The sequence below is a fragment of the Streptomyces sp. MRC013 genome, assembly GCF_023614235.1.
Taxonomy (GTDB): domain Bacteria; phylum Actinomycetota; class Actinomycetes; order Streptomycetales; family Streptomycetaceae; genus Streptomyces.
Window position 1 is genome coordinate 121,129 of record NZ_CP094264.1, and the last position, 18,279, is coordinate 139,407.

Annotated in this window: 8 protein-coding genes and 6 pseudogenes; 8 read left to right on the forward strand and 6 right to left on the reverse strand. The window is 76.4% G+C overall.

The window, feature by feature from the left end:
- Positions 1–159 precede the first annotated feature (159 nt).
- Positions 160–1,494, reverse strand: coding sequence for a Gmad2 immunoglobulin-like domain-containing protein (locus tag LUW75_RS24220; RefSeq protein ID WP_284453789.1), 1,335 nt, complete (start codon positions 1,492–1,494; stop codon positions 160–162).
- An 845-nt stretch (positions 1,495–2,339) separates the two neighbouring features.
- On the opposite strand from LUW75_RS24220, the pseudogene LUW75_RS00530 reads away from it, so the two are divergent.
- The 3 pseudogenes from LUW75_RS00530 to LUW75_RS00540 form a co-directional block, all read left to right on the forward strand.
- Positions 2,340–3,142, forward strand: a pseudogene (locus tag LUW75_RS00530) (alpha/beta fold hydrolase).
- Positions 3,142–4,483 (forward strand): annotated as a pseudogene (locus tag LUW75_RS00535) (PP2C family protein-serine/threonine phosphatase). The pseudogenes LUW75_RS00530 and LUW75_RS00535 overlap by 1 nt, the downstream one beginning before the upstream one ends.
- A gap of 50 nt (positions 4,484–4,533) precedes the next feature.
- Positions 4,534–4,809 (forward strand): annotated as a pseudogene (locus tag LUW75_RS00540) (STAS domain-containing protein); the annotation flags it as partial.
- A gap of 212 nt (positions 4,810–5,021) precedes the next feature.
- On the opposite strand, the pseudogene LUW75_RS00545 reads toward LUW75_RS00540, so the two are convergent.
- The 4 genes and pseudogenes from LUW75_RS00545 to LUW75_RS00560 all read right to left on the reverse strand — a co-directional run.
- A pseudogene (locus tag LUW75_RS00545) lies at positions 5,022–5,254 on the reverse strand (GyrI-like domain-containing protein); the annotation flags it as partial.
- Between the two features lie 1,021 nt (positions 5,255–6,275).
- Positions 6,276–7,603, reverse strand: a pseudogene (locus LUW75_RS00550) (APC family permease).
- A 155-nt stretch (positions 7,604–7,758) separates the two neighbouring features.
- Complete coding sequence (locus tag LUW75_RS00555; RefSeq protein ID WP_462933675.1) at positions 7,759–8,358, reverse strand: VanZ family protein; 600 nt, start codon at positions 8,356–8,358, stop codon at positions 7,759–7,761.
- An 833-nt stretch (positions 8,359–9,191) separates the two neighbouring features.
- A complete protein-coding gene (locus tag LUW75_RS00560; RefSeq protein WP_250333852.1) occupies positions 9,192–10,742 on the reverse strand; it encodes an ABC transporter substrate-binding protein in 1,551 nt (516 codons plus the stop codon).
- 733 nt (positions 10,743–11,475) lie between these two features.
- On the opposite strand from LUW75_RS00560, the gene LUW75_RS00565 reads away from it, so the two are divergent.
- From LUW75_RS00565 to LUW75_RS00580, 5 genes and pseudogenes are all read left to right on the forward strand, one after another.
- Positions 11,476–12,006: an ATP-binding protein gene (locus LUW75_RS00565; protein ID WP_250333853.1), complete on the forward strand. Its 531-nt coding sequence runs from the start codon at positions 11,476–11,478 to the stop codon at positions 12,004–12,006.
- 347 nt (positions 12,007–12,353) lie between these two features.
- Positions 12,354–13,604, forward strand: a complete 1,251-nt coding sequence (locus LUW75_RS24840; protein ID WP_462933676.1) for a P-loop NTPase family protein — start codon at positions 12,354–12,356, stop codon at positions 13,602–13,604.
- A 29-nt stretch (positions 13,605–13,633) separates the two neighbouring features.
- On the forward strand, positions 13,634–15,121 hold the full coding sequence (locus tag LUW75_RS24845) for a LuxR C-terminal-related transcriptional regulator (RefSeq protein WP_462933677.1): 1,488 nt from the start codon (positions 13,634–13,636) through the stop codon (positions 15,119–15,121).
- A 303-nt stretch (positions 15,122–15,424) separates the two neighbouring features.
- A pseudogene (locus LUW75_RS00575) lies at positions 15,425–16,050 on the forward strand (maltokinase N-terminal cap-like domain-containing protein); the annotation flags it as partial.
- Positions 16,051–16,437: 387 nt separating this feature from the next.
- A complete protein-coding gene (locus LUW75_RS00580) occupies positions 16,438–17,298 on the forward strand; it encodes a S1 family peptidase (protein WP_250337499.1) in 861 nt (286 codons plus the stop codon).
- A gap of 130 nt (positions 17,299–17,428) precedes the next feature.
- Here LUW75_RS00580 and LUW75_RS00585 read toward each other — a convergent pair whose 3' ends face one another.
- Positions 17,429–18,190, reverse strand: coding sequence for a 3-keto-5-aminohexanoate cleavage protein (locus LUW75_RS00585; RefSeq protein ID WP_250333854.1), 762 nt, complete (start codon positions 18,188–18,190; stop codon positions 17,429–17,431).
- Between the last annotated feature and the right edge of the window lie 89 nt (positions 18,191–18,279).

The following is an 18,279-nucleotide window of genomic DNA, read 5'->3' on the forward strand; positions in this document are numbered from 1 at the left end:
CGTGGTTCCCGGTCCGCCGGGGGACCGGGCGGGCGCCTTCGGGTTCCCTGGGGGAACGGCCGCCGGGGAGCGGGGCGGGCCGGGCCCCGGGGCAGCCGCGGGCAGCGGCCCTCCCGTACGGACGGGGCCCGGTCCGGTCCGTGGGTACGGCCCGGGCCGTCAGCGCCGCACGGTCACCGGAACGGTGGCGGAGTCCACGAGGCGGCCGTCCTCCGGAGAGTCCCAGAAGGTGGTCAGGAGCCCGGGGCCCTCGCGCGTGGTCCGGAAGCGGACCGTCAGGTCGAAGGTCCCGCGCGTGCCGTTGCCCGAGGAGGCCATCGCGTGCGTCTTCACCGCGGTGCGGCCGGCCGCGTCGGTGAGCCTGAGGCCGAAGCCCGCCTCGAAGGTGTTCGCGGTGCCCCGTACCCTGACCGGGCTGCGGACGGTCTCGCCGATCATCGGCGACTCCACGAGCACGGTGGGCGACAGGTCCTCGAAGTCGGCCCGGCCGACCGGGCGGGCCAGGTCGACGCCCTCGCCGCCGAAGCGGGTGACCGGCCTGCCGTCGAGTGCGAACCGCACCGACTTCACCGCGGGGAAGCGCGTGGCCGTGAAGACGACCTGGGCGAGCCGGGCGCGCATCGACGGGGCGCCGGCCCCGTCGTCGTACCGGCCGGACAGGTCGACGGTGGCGACGCCGTCGCGTACCGCGAGGGACCTGAGCTGCGTGCCCGCCGGGATCGCCGTCGTCCGGCGGTGCCCGCGTTCGAAGGCGCTCGGCCCCGACAGCAGGGCGCGCAGGGCGCCGGCCGCGGTGGCGGGGGCGGTCGCCGAGCGGGGGGCGGGCGACACCCTCCCACCGTGCAGGAAGTAGACGGCGACCCGGACCTGGGCGCCTCCCGCGGGAGGGGTGGCGGGCCGCGTCGGGGACGGGGGCGTCGGCGCGGCCGGGGTGGTGCGGCCGGGGGCCGTGGTGCCGGGGGCCGGCGGCGGGACGGCCGTGGTGGCCGGGGCCGCCGGCGTGGACGGTCCGGTACGCGGCCCCGCCCCGGGTGGGGCCGCCCCTCCGGCACCCGCCGCACACGCGGAGAGCGCGAGCGCGAGGACAAGCGCGGAGGCGAACGGCGCCGTCCTCGCTCGCCGGGCCGGTGCTGGTGTCGTACGGGTGCGGAATGGCACGGCAGCCTCCTCAGGGACACCCCTGCGCGTCTCCACGGGGAAGGATCGGATACCCCGTGTTCCGCGCCTTGTAGCCCTGTCCCGCGCCGTTCCCCGGTGGCGCCCCGGCCATGGGCGCACGGTGCCGTGCCCGGGCGGCGCCACCGGCCGGCGGGTACGGTGCGGGGCCCGGCTGCGCGTGACCGGGGCCCGGCCCCCTCGCGTACGGCCGGATCCCGCCGTACGTGTCGGCGGTGGTGCGGCGGGGCCCCGGCCGTACACCACCGGTGTCGTCCGTCGGGCGGCGGTGCGGCGGGGCGGCCGAGGGGGTGGCGGGACGGCACCGCACCACCCCATGGGGCGGGTGGGCTGCGGTCGGCCCGCCGGGGCGGGTGGGGACGGGCGTGCGGCTGCGGAGGGCCCGGAGGCGGGACGACCGCGGAGGCGCCCGGTCCCGGGCCGAGCACCTCGCGCACCCGACGGGGACGTCCGCACCGGGCGGGCCCGGGTCGATCGGCGCGGGCGGCGGTCGCAACGGGGAGGCTGCCACCCCGGATTCTCGAGGAGGCCGTCCAGGGCCTCCTCGGGGGGCTGCCGCACCGGCCGGGTCGAACCACGTGGTGCGGATCCGCTCGTTGTTCCCTCCGGGTGCCTCGTGGTCGGCGGCGAGCTGAGGCGGAGGGCGGATCCCGCCGTTCAGTGAGCGGCCGACGTTCCGGAGGAGGCCGCGCGCGCACCGGTCGGCGGTGTCGGGGGCGACGCCGTGGCCGGCGGCCCACGGGGTGGGCGTGGCGGGGTGGGCGTAGGGGGCGGTGAGGGTCCCGGTCCGGGCGGGGAAGACGTCGAAGGCGCCCTCGCCGTCGACGGGGAGTGCCCCGCCCAGTCGTTCGAAGAGAGCGTCCGCCACCGGGTGCGAGGGGCAGGTCACGGTCGCGGAGCGGCGCTCGCGCACGGCGGGAAGCGGGATGGCGCGGACGATCGGGGCCCTGGTGGCGAGGGTTCGGCGCACGTCGTCGACGCCGACGCCGGCCGTCAGGTTGACCACGGTCCTGTCGTCCTCCACCTTCGCCCCGACGGCCCCGCGGAGCCCCCGGGGAGGCCGGGTCCCGCCACAGAACCGGAGGTGCTCCGGCGTGCGCCGCCGGAGCGCCGACCGGCGGCCGCGGCCCGGGGGGCCCGGCCGGGATGGGAGAATCGTGAGTATGGATGTCCGCAGTAGGAACAACGTGAGGGTGACCGGCCGCCCGGACGGGCCGACAGTGGTGCTGGCGCACGGGTTCGGCTGCGATCAGAACATGTGGCGGCTGCTGGTGCCGGCGCTGGTCGACCGCTACCGCGTGGTGCTCTTCGACTACGTCGGCTCCGGCGGCTCGGACCTGTCCGCCTGGAGCGAGGAGCGCTACGCGTCGCTGGACGGCTACGCCCAGGACGCGGTGGAGGTCTGCGACGAGCTGGAGCTGGAACGGGCCGTGTTCGTGGGCCACTCGGTCAGCTCCATGGTCGGCGTGCTGGCGGCCCGGGCGGCACCGGAGCGGATCGGGGCGCTGGTGATGGTGACCCCGTCCCCCTGCTACATCGACGACGAGGAGTACCGCGGCGGATTCACCGCGGAGGACATCGACGAACTGCTGGCGTCGCTGGAGTCGAACTACCTGGGCTGGTCCTCCGTGATGGCCCCGATCATCATGGGCAACCCGGAACGGCCGGAACTCGGACGGGAGCTGACCAACAGCTTCTGCGCGACCGACCCCGACATCGCGCGGGTCTTCGCCCGCACCACCTTCCTGTCCGACAGCCGCCGGGACCTGGAGGAGGTGCGCGTGCCGACGCTGGTGCTGGAGTGCGCCCAGGACGTCATCGCTCCCCCGAGGTCGGCGCCTTCGTGCACGCCGCGATCCCCTCCTCCCGCCTGGTGACCCTGGACGCCACCGGTCACTGCCCCCAGCTGAGCGCGCCGGAGGCCACCGCGGAGGCGATCCTGGACTTCCTGGGGTCGTTGCGGTGATGTGCCGCACGGGCGGAAGTCCCGAACCGTCGGGGACCGGGGGCGCCGGGACGGACGCCGTGTTCACCGCGCTGCTGGAGGACAGCGCCGAGGAGCTCTACGAGTCGGCGCCCTGCGGGTACCTGTCGACGCTGATGGACGGCACCATCGCCAAGATCAACAGCACGCTGCTGGGCTGGCTCGGCCTGCAGCGCGAGAGGGTCGTGGGCCACATGCGCTTCACCGACCTCCTCACCGTCGGCGGCAAGCTGTACCACGAGACGCACTTCGCTCCGCTGCTGCGGATGCAGGGCGAGATCAGCGGCATCGCCCTGGAGATGAAGATCGCCCGCGGCGGCCGGCTGCCGGTGCTGGTCTCCTCGGTGATCAAGTACAGCGGCGACGGCGATCCCCTGCTGATCCGCACCACCGTCTTCGACGCCTCGGACCGCCGCAGCTACGAGGAGGAGCTCCTGCGGCGCAGGCAGGAGGCCGAGAAGGCCCGGATCGAGGCGGAGCAGGCGCGCGCCGAGGCGGAACGGGCGCACCGGCAGGCCGAGGCCGACCGGGCCCAGTTGGCCGACGCCCTGGCCGTGCTGCAGCAGTCGCTGCTGCCAGCGTCGCTGCCGGCCGTGCCCGGCCTGGAGACGGCCGTGCACTACCACGCCGCCTCCGCCCACCGCCTGGGCGGCGACTTCTACGACCTGTTCGCCATCGACGGCGCCCGATGGGGGTTCTTCCTCGGGGACGTCTGCGGCAAGGGCCCCCGGGCCGCGGCGGTGACCTCCCTGACCCGCTACACCCTGCGCGCCGCCGCCCTCCACGAGTCCGAACCGGACGCCGTGCTGACCACGCTGAACACCGTTCTGCACGACCGGTACACCGCCACCGGCGACCCCCGCTACTGCACGGTCGTCTACGGCGTCCTCAAGCCCGGTGCCGACGGCGGCCACACCACCGTCCGCCTCGCCTCCGGCGGCCACCCGCCGGCCCTGGTCATGAGGGCCGACGGGCGGGTCGATTTCCTGTCCACCCCGGGCGGCATGCTCGTCGGCGTCCTGCCCGTCGCCCCCTTCGTCACCGCCGAGACCACCCTCGCGCCCGGCGACACCCTCCTGCTCTACACCGACGGCCTGACCGAGGCGCGCACCGGGCCCACCCGCGACAGCCTGTACGGCGAGGAGGCCCTGCACGCGTTCGCCGCCGCCCGCGCCCCCTCCGCCCCCCCGGGAGGTGATCGGTGCGCTGATCGCCCTGCTGGACGGTTTCGGCGAAGGCCTCGACGACGACACCGCCCTGCTCGCCCTCGGCGTCCCCGCCGTCCTCCCGCCCACCCGCCCGGCAACGAACCACCATCGATGAGCCCGCTGACGATCACCGAACGAAACACCGCCGCCGGCCCCGTCCTGGAGGTCTTCGGCGACCTGGACTACGCCCACGCCGCCGCCCTGCGCCGACGGGCCGAGAGCCTCCCCCTGCGACCGGGCGAACGCCTGGTCGTCGATCTGGCGAACCTGGAGTTCTGCGACTCCACCGGCATCACCGCGCTCCTCGCCGCCCGGCAGCACGCCCTGGCCGCCGGGGCGGACATCGCCCTGGCCTCCGTACCCGCCAACACCTTGCGCATCCTGACCATCGTCGGCCTCGACCGGGTCTTCGCCCTCCGCCCCGACACCACCGACGCCTGACGTCCGGCCTCCCCCGCTCCGACCGGCCGGTCGCCGTTCCCCCGGACGCTCCCCGGGACCGCGGCGGACCGCGGCGCACCGTACGGCGGCGGCGGGGAGCGGGGAGCGGGGATGACCGCAACGGTCGCCCCGGAGGTGCGGACCGCGCAGAGGCGGATCGTCAGCACGATCGACGAGCCCGCACACGCCTGCCCGGGGGTATGCCGCTGTGTTCAGCCGTGCTCGGGCTCCACCGGGAGCCACAGTTCGGCGTCGGCCTCGGTCTTCTTCCGTGACAGGTGGGCGCGCAGGACCTCGGGGCCGGCGCGGGTGCGGTACGGGTTCGACGGGGCCACTCGGTGGACACGTCCCGCCACAGCTCCCGGATGGCCTGCGGCGCCGGCCCGGAGGTGGTGAAGACCGCCCGGGTGCCGGCCGGGACGACCAAGGCGGTCCTGCCCACCCCGACCCCGTGGTCCCGGGCCGTGCCCGGGTCGCCGAACGAGTCGGGAAACACGTCCGCCGATGCGCGGACGCTCAACGCCTTCCCGGCCGGCAACTGCGCGACGGCGGACACCGTTTCCCCCTTGCCGCACACCACAGGGCCGCTCCGTGCAGCGGCCGGGGAACGTCACCCCGAGGGGGGAGCAAGCTACCGCGGATACCGGGGTGTTGCCCGAGGGCCGATTGCGGACCGGCCCCGCCGCCGCCGACCCGCCGGTCGCCCACCAAGGCCGACGGAGGCTCGGCGCACCGCCTGACACGGACGTTCCCCGGCTCCCCTCTCCTCCGGGAACGTCGTGCTCCTCGCTCTGGTGGCGCTCGCCCTCCACGTGGCGGGGGCCGGGTCCGGCGGGACCGGCCGGACCCGCGGGCGCTGACGGCGCGGTTCCCCGGGGGCGCGGTGACGGCAACCGGCCGCCACCGCGCTCCCGGCTTCCGAGGTCGGAAGGCCCAACTCCCGGTCTCGGAAGGCGAAGAGGGGGTACACGGCGGACATGGCACCGAAGAAGGCCGTTCCCCCGGCTCCCCGGGCCGTGTGTCGACCGCGCCGGATCCAGCCGGTGTACGCGGCCGGGGCCGCCCCGTGGGGGGCGGCCCCGGAAGCGGCGGAGCGGCCCGGGAGCCCGCGGGTGCGGCTGCCCGTGGTCCTCCCGGCCGTCTTCGCCGTTCTGCTGTCCGTCGCGCTCACGCGTCCGCGGCGGCACCACGGCGCCCCTGCTCTCACCCTGCCCGCGAACACACAGGAGTCACGATGACATGGATGTGGGAAAACGCTTCCGACGCCGCGGCGGGCCCGCCCTGGACGCACCTGGCGGTGATGGTCCTGGCCGTGCTCGTCCTCGCCTACAACCTGGCCAGGGGCGGACGCTGATCCGCTCCGCCGGCGCTCCTCCCGGGCGGAGGGGCGCCGTTTCGCACCGGTCCTCCCGGACGGCGGCGCACGGGCCGGACCCGGCCGGGCGCGCCCCGGCGGTGCCCGGTGGTCACCCGCGCGCGGCCCGGTCCCCCGCCGCCCGTCCGGCGCCCCGGCGCGCCGCGACGACCGCGCCCAGCACCAAGCCCGTACCGAGGACGGCCAGCCCGCGCAGCCAGACCGCCGCCTCGATCCGGGTGGCCAGCAGGACGCACGAGGCGGCGCCGAGCACGGGCAGGGCCGTCGGGGCCCGGAAGTGGTCCGGTGCGACGGGGTCGCGGCGCAGGGCGAGGGCCGCGGTGTTGACGGCGAAGAAGACCACGAGGAGCAGCAGGACCAGCGTGGACGCGAGGGTGGCGACGCCGCCGGTGAGGGCGAGCAGGGCCGACAGGGCGGTCGTCGCGGCGATCGCGACCCAAGGGGTCCGGCGCCCCGGCAGCACCCTGGCCAGGACGGCGGGCAGCAGGCCGTCGCGGGCCATGCCGTACGCCAGCCGCGAGGACATGATCCCGGTGAGCAGCGCGCCGTTGGCGACCGCCACGAGCGCGACGGCGCCGAACAGCCGCTCCGGTACGCCGCCCGCCGCCCTGACCACTTCGAGGAGGGGACCGTCGGACCGGGCGAGGGTGCCCGTCGGGACGGCGGCGGACGCGGCGGCGCCCACCAGTGCGTACACCGCGCCGGCCGTGAGGAGCGCGGCGAACAGGGCACGCGGGTAGGAGCGCCGGGGGTCGCGGGTCTCCTCGGCGACGTTCACGGAGGTCTCGAAGCCGACGAACGAGTAGTAGGCCAGTACCGCACCGCTCAGGAGGGCCGCCGCGGCGCCGCTGTCGGCCGTCCCCAGCCGGGTGAGCCGGCCGACGTCCCCCTCGCCCCGCAGCAGGAGCCAGGCCCCGAGCACGACGACGACTGCCAGGCCGCCGACCTCGACGAGGGTGGCGGCGACGTTCGCGCGGGTGGACTCCCGGACGCCGCGGGCGTTGAGCAGGGCCAGCGCCGCCAGGAACAGCACGGCGGCCGGGCCGGCGGGAACCCGGACGAAGACCGCGAGGTAGTCCCCCGCGAACCCCCTGGCGAGCGCGGCCACCGACACGACGCCGGCGGCGAGCATGCAGAACCCGGTGAGGAAGCCGGCGAACGGCCCGTAGGCGCGGGTCACGTAGTGCGCGGAACCGCCGGAGCGCGGATACTTCGTCGCGAGTTCGGCGTACGAGGCCGCCGTGAGGAGGGCCAGGGCGAGCGCGACGGTCAGCGGTGCCCACACCGCTCCCCCGAGTCGGCGGCGATCCGGCCGATGAGGACGTACACCCCCGCGCCCAGGACGTCGCCGAGGACGAAGAAGTAGAGCAGGCGGGTGGTCAGGGCGCGCTTGAGGGGCTGGTGGTTTCCGGTCGGCATGGTGGTCCGTCTTCCCCCCGGCCCGCCGCGACACGCGCGACGGGCGGGGACCGCGTCCCCGCGGCCCGCGGGGTGGGGAGAGCGGCGCCGCGGGGTGCACGGCCCGCGGGTCGGGTGCCGGGCACGGTCCGCGCGGCGGGAGGGGCAGGCGCCCGTCAGGCGGCGCGCCGGGTGAACCGGTGCCACCAGCGCGGGCGCCGGGGGTGGACGGCGCGGCCGAGCCTCCGGCCGAGCAGCAGGTAGCCCAGCAGCGCACCGGTGCTGTTGAGGATCACGTCGTCGACGTCGAAGGCACGCCCGGTGATCAGCGCCCCCTGCACCAGTTCCACCAGCGTCATCACGGCGGCGGTGATCGCCACGACCCGCAGCAGGCCGCGGGTGCGGGGCGCCAGCACGGGAAGCAGCAGCCCGAACGGCACGCCCAGCGCGATGTTCCCGCCGAGTTGCCTGACCGTGTCGCGGAAGGCGGGCTGCGCGAGGTAGTGGCGGATGGAGTCACCGGGACGCAGGTTGCTGTGCGTCAGCCGTTCGGAGGCGGCGGACGGCTCCAGAGTCAACCGGGCCAGGACCACCGCGAACCCCACCATGAACACGAAGGCCACCAGCGTGGCCACGATGCGGGCGCCTCGCGGCCACGCGGGCCCCGCCCCGGGATCCGCGGGCCGCGCCCCCGGGTCGGCGGGTCCCGTCCCGGGGGCGGGACCCGCCCCCTCCTCCGCCCGCTCGGCCGTCTTCCGCCGGATCGTCCACGCCATCACCAGCTCCCTCCAGGGTCAGCCTGCACGGAGTCGCGGCTACCCCGGGCACGGAGCGGCACACGGCCCGTGGCGGTGCCGGCGGGCGCCGGGGCCGTCGGGGCGCGCGTTCGCGGCGGGCCGGCCCCGGACCGCGGCCTTCCCCGGCGGCCTCCCCGCCGGGGGCCGGGCTGCGGACGGGGGCGCCCCGTCCCTGGCCCCCGGTCCGGAGCCGGCCGCGGGGACGGCGCGGAGCCCGGTGTACGACGGGGTGGCGGCTCCGGAGGGCCTCGGCGCCGGCCGGCGGCGGGGCCCTGCCCGTCCGCGGCGCCCGGGGCCGCGGACGGCTCCTCGGGGCGAGGCCGCGGCGGCCCCGGAAGACCGGGGCGCGAAAGACGGGGCGCCGGGCGCGGCCGGGCCGCCGGGGCCGGGGGTCGGCGACCGGCGGTCCCGAAACGGTCCGGCGGGGCTCGCGGGGCGCCCGGGCATGCGGAGGAGTCCCCGGTACGGTGCGCGCCGTGGGGAGGAGCGCGCCGTACCGGCTGCCGGGGCGGCAGGGCGGGTCGCCGACCGGTTGGGTGGGCCGGAGGGCGGTGTGCACGACTCGTTCCGCATGCCCGTGCGAATACCGGCGGACCGGGACACGGTCGGAACCGCCCCTGCCGGCTCCCCCGTCCGATCGGCCGCCTGACCGGAATCTAGGGGGCCGGGACGCCGCCGGCCATCCGGGCGGCCGGTGACCCGGATACGCAATTAACCGCGCCCGGGCCGGGGCTCCGGGCACCGCCGACGGCCGGCGGGGGACCGCGCGGCGCCACGGCCTCCCCTGCCGCCCCGACCGTCGGCGGCTGCCGTCACAGCAGGCTCAGCTCCCACAGGCGCCACACCCCGGTGCCGTCCGCCAGGTACTGGCCCCCGCCCACGTGGGGTCGGGTCACCACGTAGTCCTTCTGCTGCCACAGGGGCACCAGGGGGACCGACTTCGCGATGGTCCTCTGGATCCTCCGGAACTGCTCCCTGGTCAGGCCCCGGTCGGTCTGCTTCTGCGTCATCCGGATCGCCGTGTCGACCTCGGGGGAGGAGAAGCCGTTGCCCAGGATGCTGTCCGGGCCGAGCAGCGGCTGGGTGAACGTCTCGGGGTCCGGGAAGTCGGGTGCCCATCCGGTGATGAAGGCGTCGAAATCCCCCCGGGCGTAGCGCCGCTGGTACGTGGGCCAGTCGTCCTCCTCGACGAGGGTGACCTCGAAGGCCCCGCCGGCTTCCAGTTGGCGTTCGAGCTCCTTCGCCTCAAGGGCGGCGGTCCCGCTCTGGTGCCCCAGGGCGAAGCGCGCCGGCGTCGCGATCCCGGCGGACTCCAGGAGCTGCTTCGCGTGCTCGGGGTCCACCTCGGGATAGGCGTCGAAGAAGGCCGTGCTGTGACCGGTGATGCCCTGGGGGATCAGCGAGTACAGCGGCGTCACGGTGTGCCCGTACACCTTGCCGGCCAGGTGCCCGCGGTCGACGAGGGTCGCGACGGCCCGGCGGGCGGCCACGTGGGCCAGGGGGTTCGTCTTGCGGCGCAGGTTGATGGCGAGGTAGTGGGTCTCGGCGCTCTGCCCGATGGAGAGGCGCATTCCGGGGGTGTTCTCGTCGAGCTTCGCCAGGGTCGCCGCGGGCAGCCCCCGGTAGGCCACGTCGACCGTCCCGTTCTGCCAGGCCTTCTCGACCTCCTGGGCCTGCTGGTAGTACCGGATCCGGATGGGCAGCCCCTTGCCGTGGGGGACCGCCCCCTTGTAGTCGGGGTTGGGCTTCAGGTCGATCCTGTCATCGGTCCGGGAGGAGATCAGGTAGGGGCCGGATCCGGTCACCTCCTTGGCCGTGCGCAGTTCGTCGAGCGGGTACACGGCCGGGTCCACGATGGACCCCGCCCCCGTGGCGATCTTCGACGGCCACGTCGCGTCGGCCGTCTTGAGGTGGAAGATCACCGCGGTGCCGCGCGCCTCCACCGACTTGAGGTTCGAGAAGAGCGGGCTCGGCCCGAGCGGGTCGTCGATCCGCAGGATCCTGTCGAACGAGTGCTTCACCGCCGCCGCGGTCACCCTGCTCCCGTTGGAGAACCTCAGGCCCTCGCGGAGCAGGCACCGGTAGGTCGTGAGGCCGGGGTCGGTGAACTCGCACCCCTCGGCCGCGTCCGGTTGGGGCAGCGGCGAGCCGGGCTCGAAGGTGAGCAGGCTCTGGTAGACGTTGTTGTACAGCGCCCACGAGCCGTTGTCGTAGGCCCCCGCGGGGTCGAGGTGCGTCAGGGCGTTCACGGTCCCGATGACGATGGGGGCGCTCTCCCCGCCCTCGTCCGCCAGTGGACGGCAGCCGCTGATCAGGAGCAGTGCCAGGCATCCTGCCGTCGTCCGTAGGCGCTTCGCCTTCATAGGTGCCGTTCTGCTTTCTCTGTCGGTACGGCTTCTGTCGGTACGGCGTGTTCGGGAACCGGCACCGAACGGCCGGTCCCGTGTCCGGGCGAGGGGGCCGGGGTGGGACCGGCCTCCGCCCGGGGCGCGTGCGACGCGCTTCCCACGGGTACCGTCTCCGCCGACCCCGCCGCTCCGATGCGGCGGTTCGTCGGCGGAGAGACCCTACGGGCCGGTCTGCCCGTCCTCCATCCGGATGTGGCCGGATACGGATACGCCAACAATCCCCCTCGACGACTGGCATCGCGTCACCCGGACCCGCCGCCGGAACCGGTGCGCGACCAGGCCGTTACCGCCGGTTCACCTGCCGGGAGGCGGACCGCCCGCCGCACCCGCGGTCCGGACGCCTCCCCGCCGGCGGGGGGTCCGGTCCGGCTCCGGCAGCGGCGGACCGTGGCCGAAACCCGGGTGGCGAGTCTTCGCATCGTACGCCCCGGGCGGGCGCGCACTCCGGGGAACGCCGGAATCCGCCGCCGGCGGAGGGGCGGGCCGAGCAAGGCTCCTTTCGGGGGCCGCACGCGGTTCTTTGCGTATACGTGCTTCGCCACCCCTGATTGCGCGCGTCACAAACGGGAGCGGATCGTTGGTATGCCGAAGACGGAGCGTCCGGTACCTGAACGGCCGGTGAAATCGGATACTCCCGGCCGCCGGACCCGAGTACGGGTACCGGCTCGAACGGACTGGAGCCCATGCCATGGTCATCGAACGCGTCCTGGGAGGGACCGCGCAGTGCGCCCGGCCTGATCAAGCCCTGCGCGGCCTGGCCGCCTGCACCATGCCGGCCTCGCCGGAGGCCGTGCCCGCCCTCCGGCGGTTCTCCCGGGCCGTCGTGCGCCGGTGGCACCTGGCCGACCACGCCGAGGAGGCCCTGGCGGTGATCGTCACGGAGCTGGTCACCAACACGGTCCTGCACAGCGGCAGCCAGTGGGTCTCCCTGTCGGTCGACGTCCGCGGCGACACCCTGACCGTCGAGGTGCTGGACGGCGGCTCCTGGAAGGAGCGGACCGCTCCGAGGCGGGAACCGCTGGACGACCGGGCGACCTGCGGGCGGGGCCTCCGCCTCGTCGACGCCTACGCGACGCGGACGGTGGTGCGGCGCGTGGAGGCCGGGACCGCGGTGACCGCCGTCATCGCGCTCGGCGCGGCGCGGGGGCAGGCCGACCCGGCGGATGCCCTGCCCCCGGCCCTCTGGTCCCGGTCCCTCGGCCTGGACGTACTGGTTTAAGCGCCCCCTCCGGCACTCCCCCGCCCCGGCGCGGGCGCACCGGGCCGTCCCGGGCCGTCCGGAGGCGTCGGCCGGCCCGGGGCGGCCGGTCGCCCCGCGGTCCTCCCCCCTCCCCCGCCCCGAGTGGGACGCCCCCTTCTGATACGTTGCCGCGACGGCGTCGACGGGACATCCTGGGAGACCGGGAGGACGTCGAGCCCCGGCGAACCGGGCTCCTCCGAGGGCACCGGCCGGTTCCCGGGCGATTCCTCGGGCCGGGGCGGCGTACGGGACGCGGCCCTCGCCTCCGGTCGCCGGTGCGCCGCGGCGCACCCGGGACCGGGAACTCAGAGTCATGGGACGGTCGCGTGGTCACCACACACGAGTCCGCCGGGGAACCCGCGCTGCGCTGGCCCCTGGCGGGCGCCGGATCGGGGCCGGTGCTGGTCTTCGTGGAGGGCGCCGCCGGCATGGGCAAGAGCCACCTCCTCCGCGAGGTCGGCGCCTCGCCGGAGGCCGCGGGGATGACCCACCTGGCGTGGAGGTGCGGTGATCCCGCTGCCCGCCCCGAGCCCGCACGGCAGGAGGAACCGCTGCTCCTCCTGGTGGACGACGCGCACCGGGCGGACGCCGAGGAGCGGCAGCGGCTCCGCCGCGTGCTGGAAGCGCCGTGGCCGGGTCTGACGGCCGTGGTGTCCTACCGTCCGGAGGAGCTGGAGGCGCCCGGTCTCCCGCTCGGGGCCTCGCCGGTCGGCTACCCGTCCGAACTCACCGTGGTGCGGCACCGGCTGGAGCCGTGGGACACGGCCAGGGTCCGCCGCGCCGCGGTGGAGGCCCTCGGCGACCACCTCCCGGCCGAGTTCGCGGCAAGGCTGCGGGAACGTTCCGGCGGGGTGCCGCAGGTGGTGGTCGACCTGCTGGCGCTCATGCGGGAGCGCATGCGGGCGGAGTACGCCTCCGTCGACCTGGACGGGCTCGGCGTACCGGTCCGGCTGGCGGAGCTGGCGCTGGGCCGGACGCTGCTCCTCTCCCCGGAGGACCGGCCGATCGTCTGGGCGGCGGCCGTGCTGGACGAGTCGGCGGGCGGGGACGAACTGGTCGCCGTGGCGGGCCTCGGCCCGGCGCGGGGCAGGAGCGCCCTGCTGGCCGCCCTGGCCTGCGCGGCGCTGTCCGAGCGGGAGGAGGGGCGCTACGGCCTGCCCGTCCCCCTCGCGGCGCTCGCCGTGCACGCCTCCGTGCCCGGCCCGGTACGCCAGGAACTGCACCGGCGGGCGGCCCGGGTGGTGGCCCGCCGGCAGCCGGTGCCCTGGGCCGTGCTGGCCCGGCACCACAGGGCCGGCGGTCACGTCCGCGGGTGGCTGCGGGCCGTGGAGAACGCCGCCCGGGAGGCCGCCGGGTCGGGCCGCCACCAGGAGGCGATCGGCCTGCTGGAGCCGACCCTCGCCTCGCCGGCGGTACCGCCGCAGGCCCGTGCCCGGCTGGCGCCCCTGCTGGCGCGCAGCGCCGTCGTCGGACTGCGCTCGGACCAGACCGTCGAGGTCCTGAGGCACATCGTGGGCGACCTCTCGCTCCCCCGGCCGTCCGCGGTGAACTGCGGCTGGATCTGGGGCTGCTGCTGAACAACCAGCTGGGGAGGATGCAGCAGGGAATGCGGGAGCTGGAGCTCGCCGCCGCCGAACTGCGCGAGGTGCGTCCGGACCTGGCGGCACGGGCGATGGCGGCGCTGTCCCTCCCGCAGTGGCCGGGGCCCTCGGCCGAGGCGCACCGGAGGTGGCTCCTCGCCGCCACGCAGCTCGCGGAGGAGAGCGAGGACGCCGTCGTCCACGCCGCCGTCCTCACCAACCGCCTGTCCTTCTCCCTGAGCCTCGGCGAGAAGGACGCCTGGGGCCTGGTGGACGAACTGCCCGTGGACAGTCCGGATCCGAACTGCCGCCTGCACGCGGCGCGCGGGCTGTGCAACGCCGCGGACTCCGCGGCGTGGCTCGGCTACTACCCGCGGGCGGAGGAGATGCTGGCGGCGGGCCTCGACCTGTCCGCGCGGAACGGCGCCCCCTACACCGAGCACACCGCTCTGGGGACGCGGCTGCTGCTGGAGTGGTACACGGGCCGGTGGGGCGGGCTGGCCGAGCGGTGCGAGAGGTTCGCCGGGGCCACGTCCGACATGCCCCTCCTCGCTTCCGACGCCCGTATGGTCCGCGGTCTCCTCGCCTTCGCCCAGGGCGACTGGGGAACGGCGCTGTCCTGGCTGTCCGGCGACGACGCGACGGCGCCGCAGGACACGCCGGCCCCGCTGGCCGCGGCCACGTCGGGCGCGCTGATCCGTCTCGCGCTGGTGCGCCAGGAGGTGGCCGAGGCGGCGGAGGCGGCCCGTGCGGCATGGTCGGGCGTCACCGCCAAGGGGGTCTGGGTGTGGGCGGCGGAGCTCGTCCCCTGGGCCGTGGAGGCGCTGGCGCGCGCGGGCGAGGAGGGGACGGCGCGGCACATGCTGCACACGTTCGCCCGGGGTGTCGAGGACCGCGACGCGCCCGTCGCCCGGGCCGCCCTCGCCTGGGGCCGGGCCGCGCTGGCGGAGGTGGAGGGCCGGCGCCGGGAGGCCGTACGCCTGTACCGCGCGGCGGCGGACGCGTACGGCGCCCTCCCCCGCCCCTACGCCCAGGCGCTGAACGCGGAGAACGCGGCGCGCTGCCTCCTGGAGGCGGAAACGCTCGACGCCCCGGAGGAGGCCGGGGAAGGCCCGCCCCGGGACACCGGGACCGGGCGGCCCCCCGCGGAGGAGGGGGCCGCCGGGGACGGCGACGGGGCCGGCGGCGCCACGGCACGGGCGGTGGCCGAACTGCGGGAGTGCACCGAGCGGTTCAGCGACCTGGGGGCGGTCTGGGACGCGGCCCGCTGCCGGGCGGTCCTGCGCGCCTACCAGCCGGTCAAGGACAAGCGGCGGCCCGGCCGCCCCTCCCAGGCGGACCAGCTCTCGCCGCGCGAACGGGAGGTGGCCGAACTCGCGGCGTCCGGACTGACGAACCGGGAGATCGCCACGACGCTGCACCTGTCCCCCCGGACGGTGGAACAGCACATCGCCCGCGCCATGCGGAAGACCGGCGCGTTGTCCCGGCAGGACCTCCCCCGCCGCCTCGCGTGACCGGCCCGCTCGGCCCCGGGGCTCCCCGGTGAGCCGGCCGGCCGGCGGCGCCCCGGGGTCGGCCCCGCGCGCGGGGTGCGCGCCGTCCCGGGCGTCCGGCCCCGCCGGCCGCGCGGCAGGCGGTCCCGTCGCGCCGGCGCGGCCGCGGGACCGGCAGGAGCCGCGGAGAGCGGCAGGGCCGGGGCCCGGGAGGCCGGATCCCCTGGGGCCCGGGACCGGGTGCGCGGCTGCGGGCGGCCGGAGGGAGACGGGGCTGCTCCCGGGGTCTCTTGCCGTCCGAGCGGCGCGGTCCCCCCGCGTGGGCTGGGCCGCGTCCCGTCGCGGGACGGACCCGCACCCGCGCGTGAGGAAGCTCGTGCGGCATCCGTCCACCACATCACCCTGACGCCCGGCGAACTGGAGCCGCTCACCGGCTGGCTGCCGGAGCGGAGCTGGTACGCAGGCGGTACGGGGGCACCGGAACCGGTCAAGTCCGGCGGGTTCCGCCTGGACGATCCCGAGGGTGCGGTCGGGATCGAGTTCATGACCGTGACGGACGCCGCCGCGCGGGAGCCGGTGACGTACCCCGTGCCGATGGGCTACCGCGGCGCGCCCCTGGAGGGCGTCCCCGGCGAGGCGCTGATCGGCACCTCGGAGCACGGGGTGCCCGGCACCCGGTGGATCTGCGACGGCGTCCACGACCCGGTGGTGGCGGCGCGGTCGCGCGCCCCCCTGCGCGGTGAGGCGGAGCCGCAGCACCAGAGCGAGAGCGACGCCCCGACCCGACCGTCACGGTGCTCGGGACCGGTCCCGCCGACGGGTCCGACGTCCGGCTCAACCGCGTCCCGAACCCCTCGGACGAAGGGCGGGGGTCCTCCGGACGCCTCGTCGCCGGGTGGACCCGGCCGGACGGGACGGCCGTCCGGGGGGGGTGCGCGGCCGTCGTGCCGGGTTGGGGGGCCGCGGTCGGGCCGCCCGTGCGCGGTCACTTGCCGCCACCGCGTCCGGCCCCGGCGTCCGGCCCGGGTACGGGCCCGTGGCGGCCGCGCCGCCGGGCCGGGGGCGGCGCCGACGGGGGACACGCCGGCCGCCGGTGCCGACGCCCCGAGGCTGGGTCGGTGTGGCCGGACGGGCCCGTCCGGCCGCGTTCCCGGACGGTGCCGCGCCCCCTGCCCGGCCGGGCGCGCGACGGCGGCGGGCGGATGCGGAGGCTGCGGCGGGCGCCCCTCGCTCCGGGGCGGGCCCGTGTGGGAGTGGTGACCGAAAATCCATCCTTGTCGGGGACATGTCCATTCCGAAGAATGCGCACGACCGTCCGTGCACGGAAGGACCCCCACATGAAGAAGTCCCTCGCCGGTGCCCTGCTCGCGCTGGCACTCCCCGGTCTCGGCGCCGCCCCCGCGTCCGCCGCCCCGGCTCCGGCCCCGGCTTCCGCTCCCGCCCCGGTGCGGGCGCCCGAGGCCGCCGCCGTCGGCTTCGCCGGCACCGTGGCCCTGAACAACTGCTCAGGCTCGGTCGTGCGGCTGCCCCAGTCGCGCCCCGACGACCGCGCGCTGGTGCTGTCCAACGGCCACTGCCTGGAGTCCGGCATGCCGGCTGCCGGCGTCGTGGTCGTCGACCGGCCCTCGACCCGCGGCTTCGACCTCCTGAACTCCGCCGGCACCCGCGTCGCCACCCTGCGGGCGAGCAGGATCGCGTACGCGACGATGACCGACACCGACGTCGCGCTGTACGAACTGACCAGCACCTACCGGCAGATCGAGAAACGCCACCGCGTCAAGGCCCTCGAACTGGACACCTCCCGCCCGGCGCGGGGGACCTCCATCAAGGTGGTCTCCGGCTACTGGAAGCGGATCTACGGCTGTTCCACGGACGGCTTCGCGCACCGCCTCAAGGAAGGCGGCTGGACCTGGAAGGACTCCATCCGGTACACCGCCGCCTGCGACACGATAGGCGGGACCTCCGGGGCGCCCGTGGTCGACACGGCGACCGGCAAGGTGGTCGCCGTCAACAACACCCGGAACGAATCGGGCGGCCGCTGCACCCTCAACAACCCCTGCGAGGTGGACGAGAACGGCACCGTGGCCGTCCGCCGGGGCATCGGCTACGCCCAGCAGACGTACACCATCGCCCCCTGCGTCGGCACCGGCAACGAAGTGGACCTCGACCGCCCCGGCTGCACGCTGCCCAAGCCGTAGCCGATCGGGCCGTGCCGCCGCGGCCGGACGCGGTCCCCGCGGGTCGTACGGGTACCGTCCGGGACCCGTGCGCCGCGGACCCGGGCCCGGCCGCCGCCGGACCGGGTCCGCCCCGGGCCGGCCGCGGGCCTCACCCCTGGGCGGTACGGGCGGCGGCCTGCGTCCGGACGCTCTCCCCCAGCCGCACCGCCTGCGCCACGAGCCGCGCGTTGTCCTCGGCGGGCGAGTGGTCGGCGTCCAGCAGGGTGTCCTCCAGGCCGATGCGCGTCTCCAGGCCGCGCCGGAGCGCGAGGCGCAGGACGGGCCACGCGGCGTCGCCGTCGGAGTGGAGCTGGACCGGTACGGCGCCGGTCCGCGCGTCGAGGAGGTCGAGGATCCTCAGGGCGTCCGCGACCGCCCGCCCGACCGGCCGGTCGATGACCTCCACCAGGATCCGGGTGTAGTCGTCCGCCCGGCACCCCTCGGTGAACGCCCTGGCGTCGTCCTCGGACCAGATGCCGACCTCGACCCCTACGCCGAGGTCCAGCAGGAGCCGCACGGTCTCGCCGAACGCGGGCTCGCCGATGTTCACCGAGGCGAAGTCGGGCGGCTCGGTCAGGTCCCGCCAGCGGGCCAGCTCGTCCAGTCGGCGCCGCGGGTCCCCCTCCGTCATCCAGATCCCCGTGGAGACCCCGACCGGGACGGTGCAACTCCGCCTGACCGCCTTCAACGCCGCGTCGACGGCGCCGAGGTGGAGGGTCTCACGGCCGTGGGCGTCACGGGGGTGCATGTGGATGCTGTCGGCCCCGGCCGCCTGGGCGGCGCCCGCCTGTGCGGCCAGGGCTCGGGGGGTCACGGGGACGCCCGGGTGGTCGTTCGCCGCCCGGCCGCCGTTCAGACACGCCTGGATCATTCCTGTGATGATGCCACTTCCGGTCGGCGGCCGGTCGCGCGCCGCCGGGCGGGCGCCGGGCACCGGAGGGGGTTCCCGCCGGACCGGCG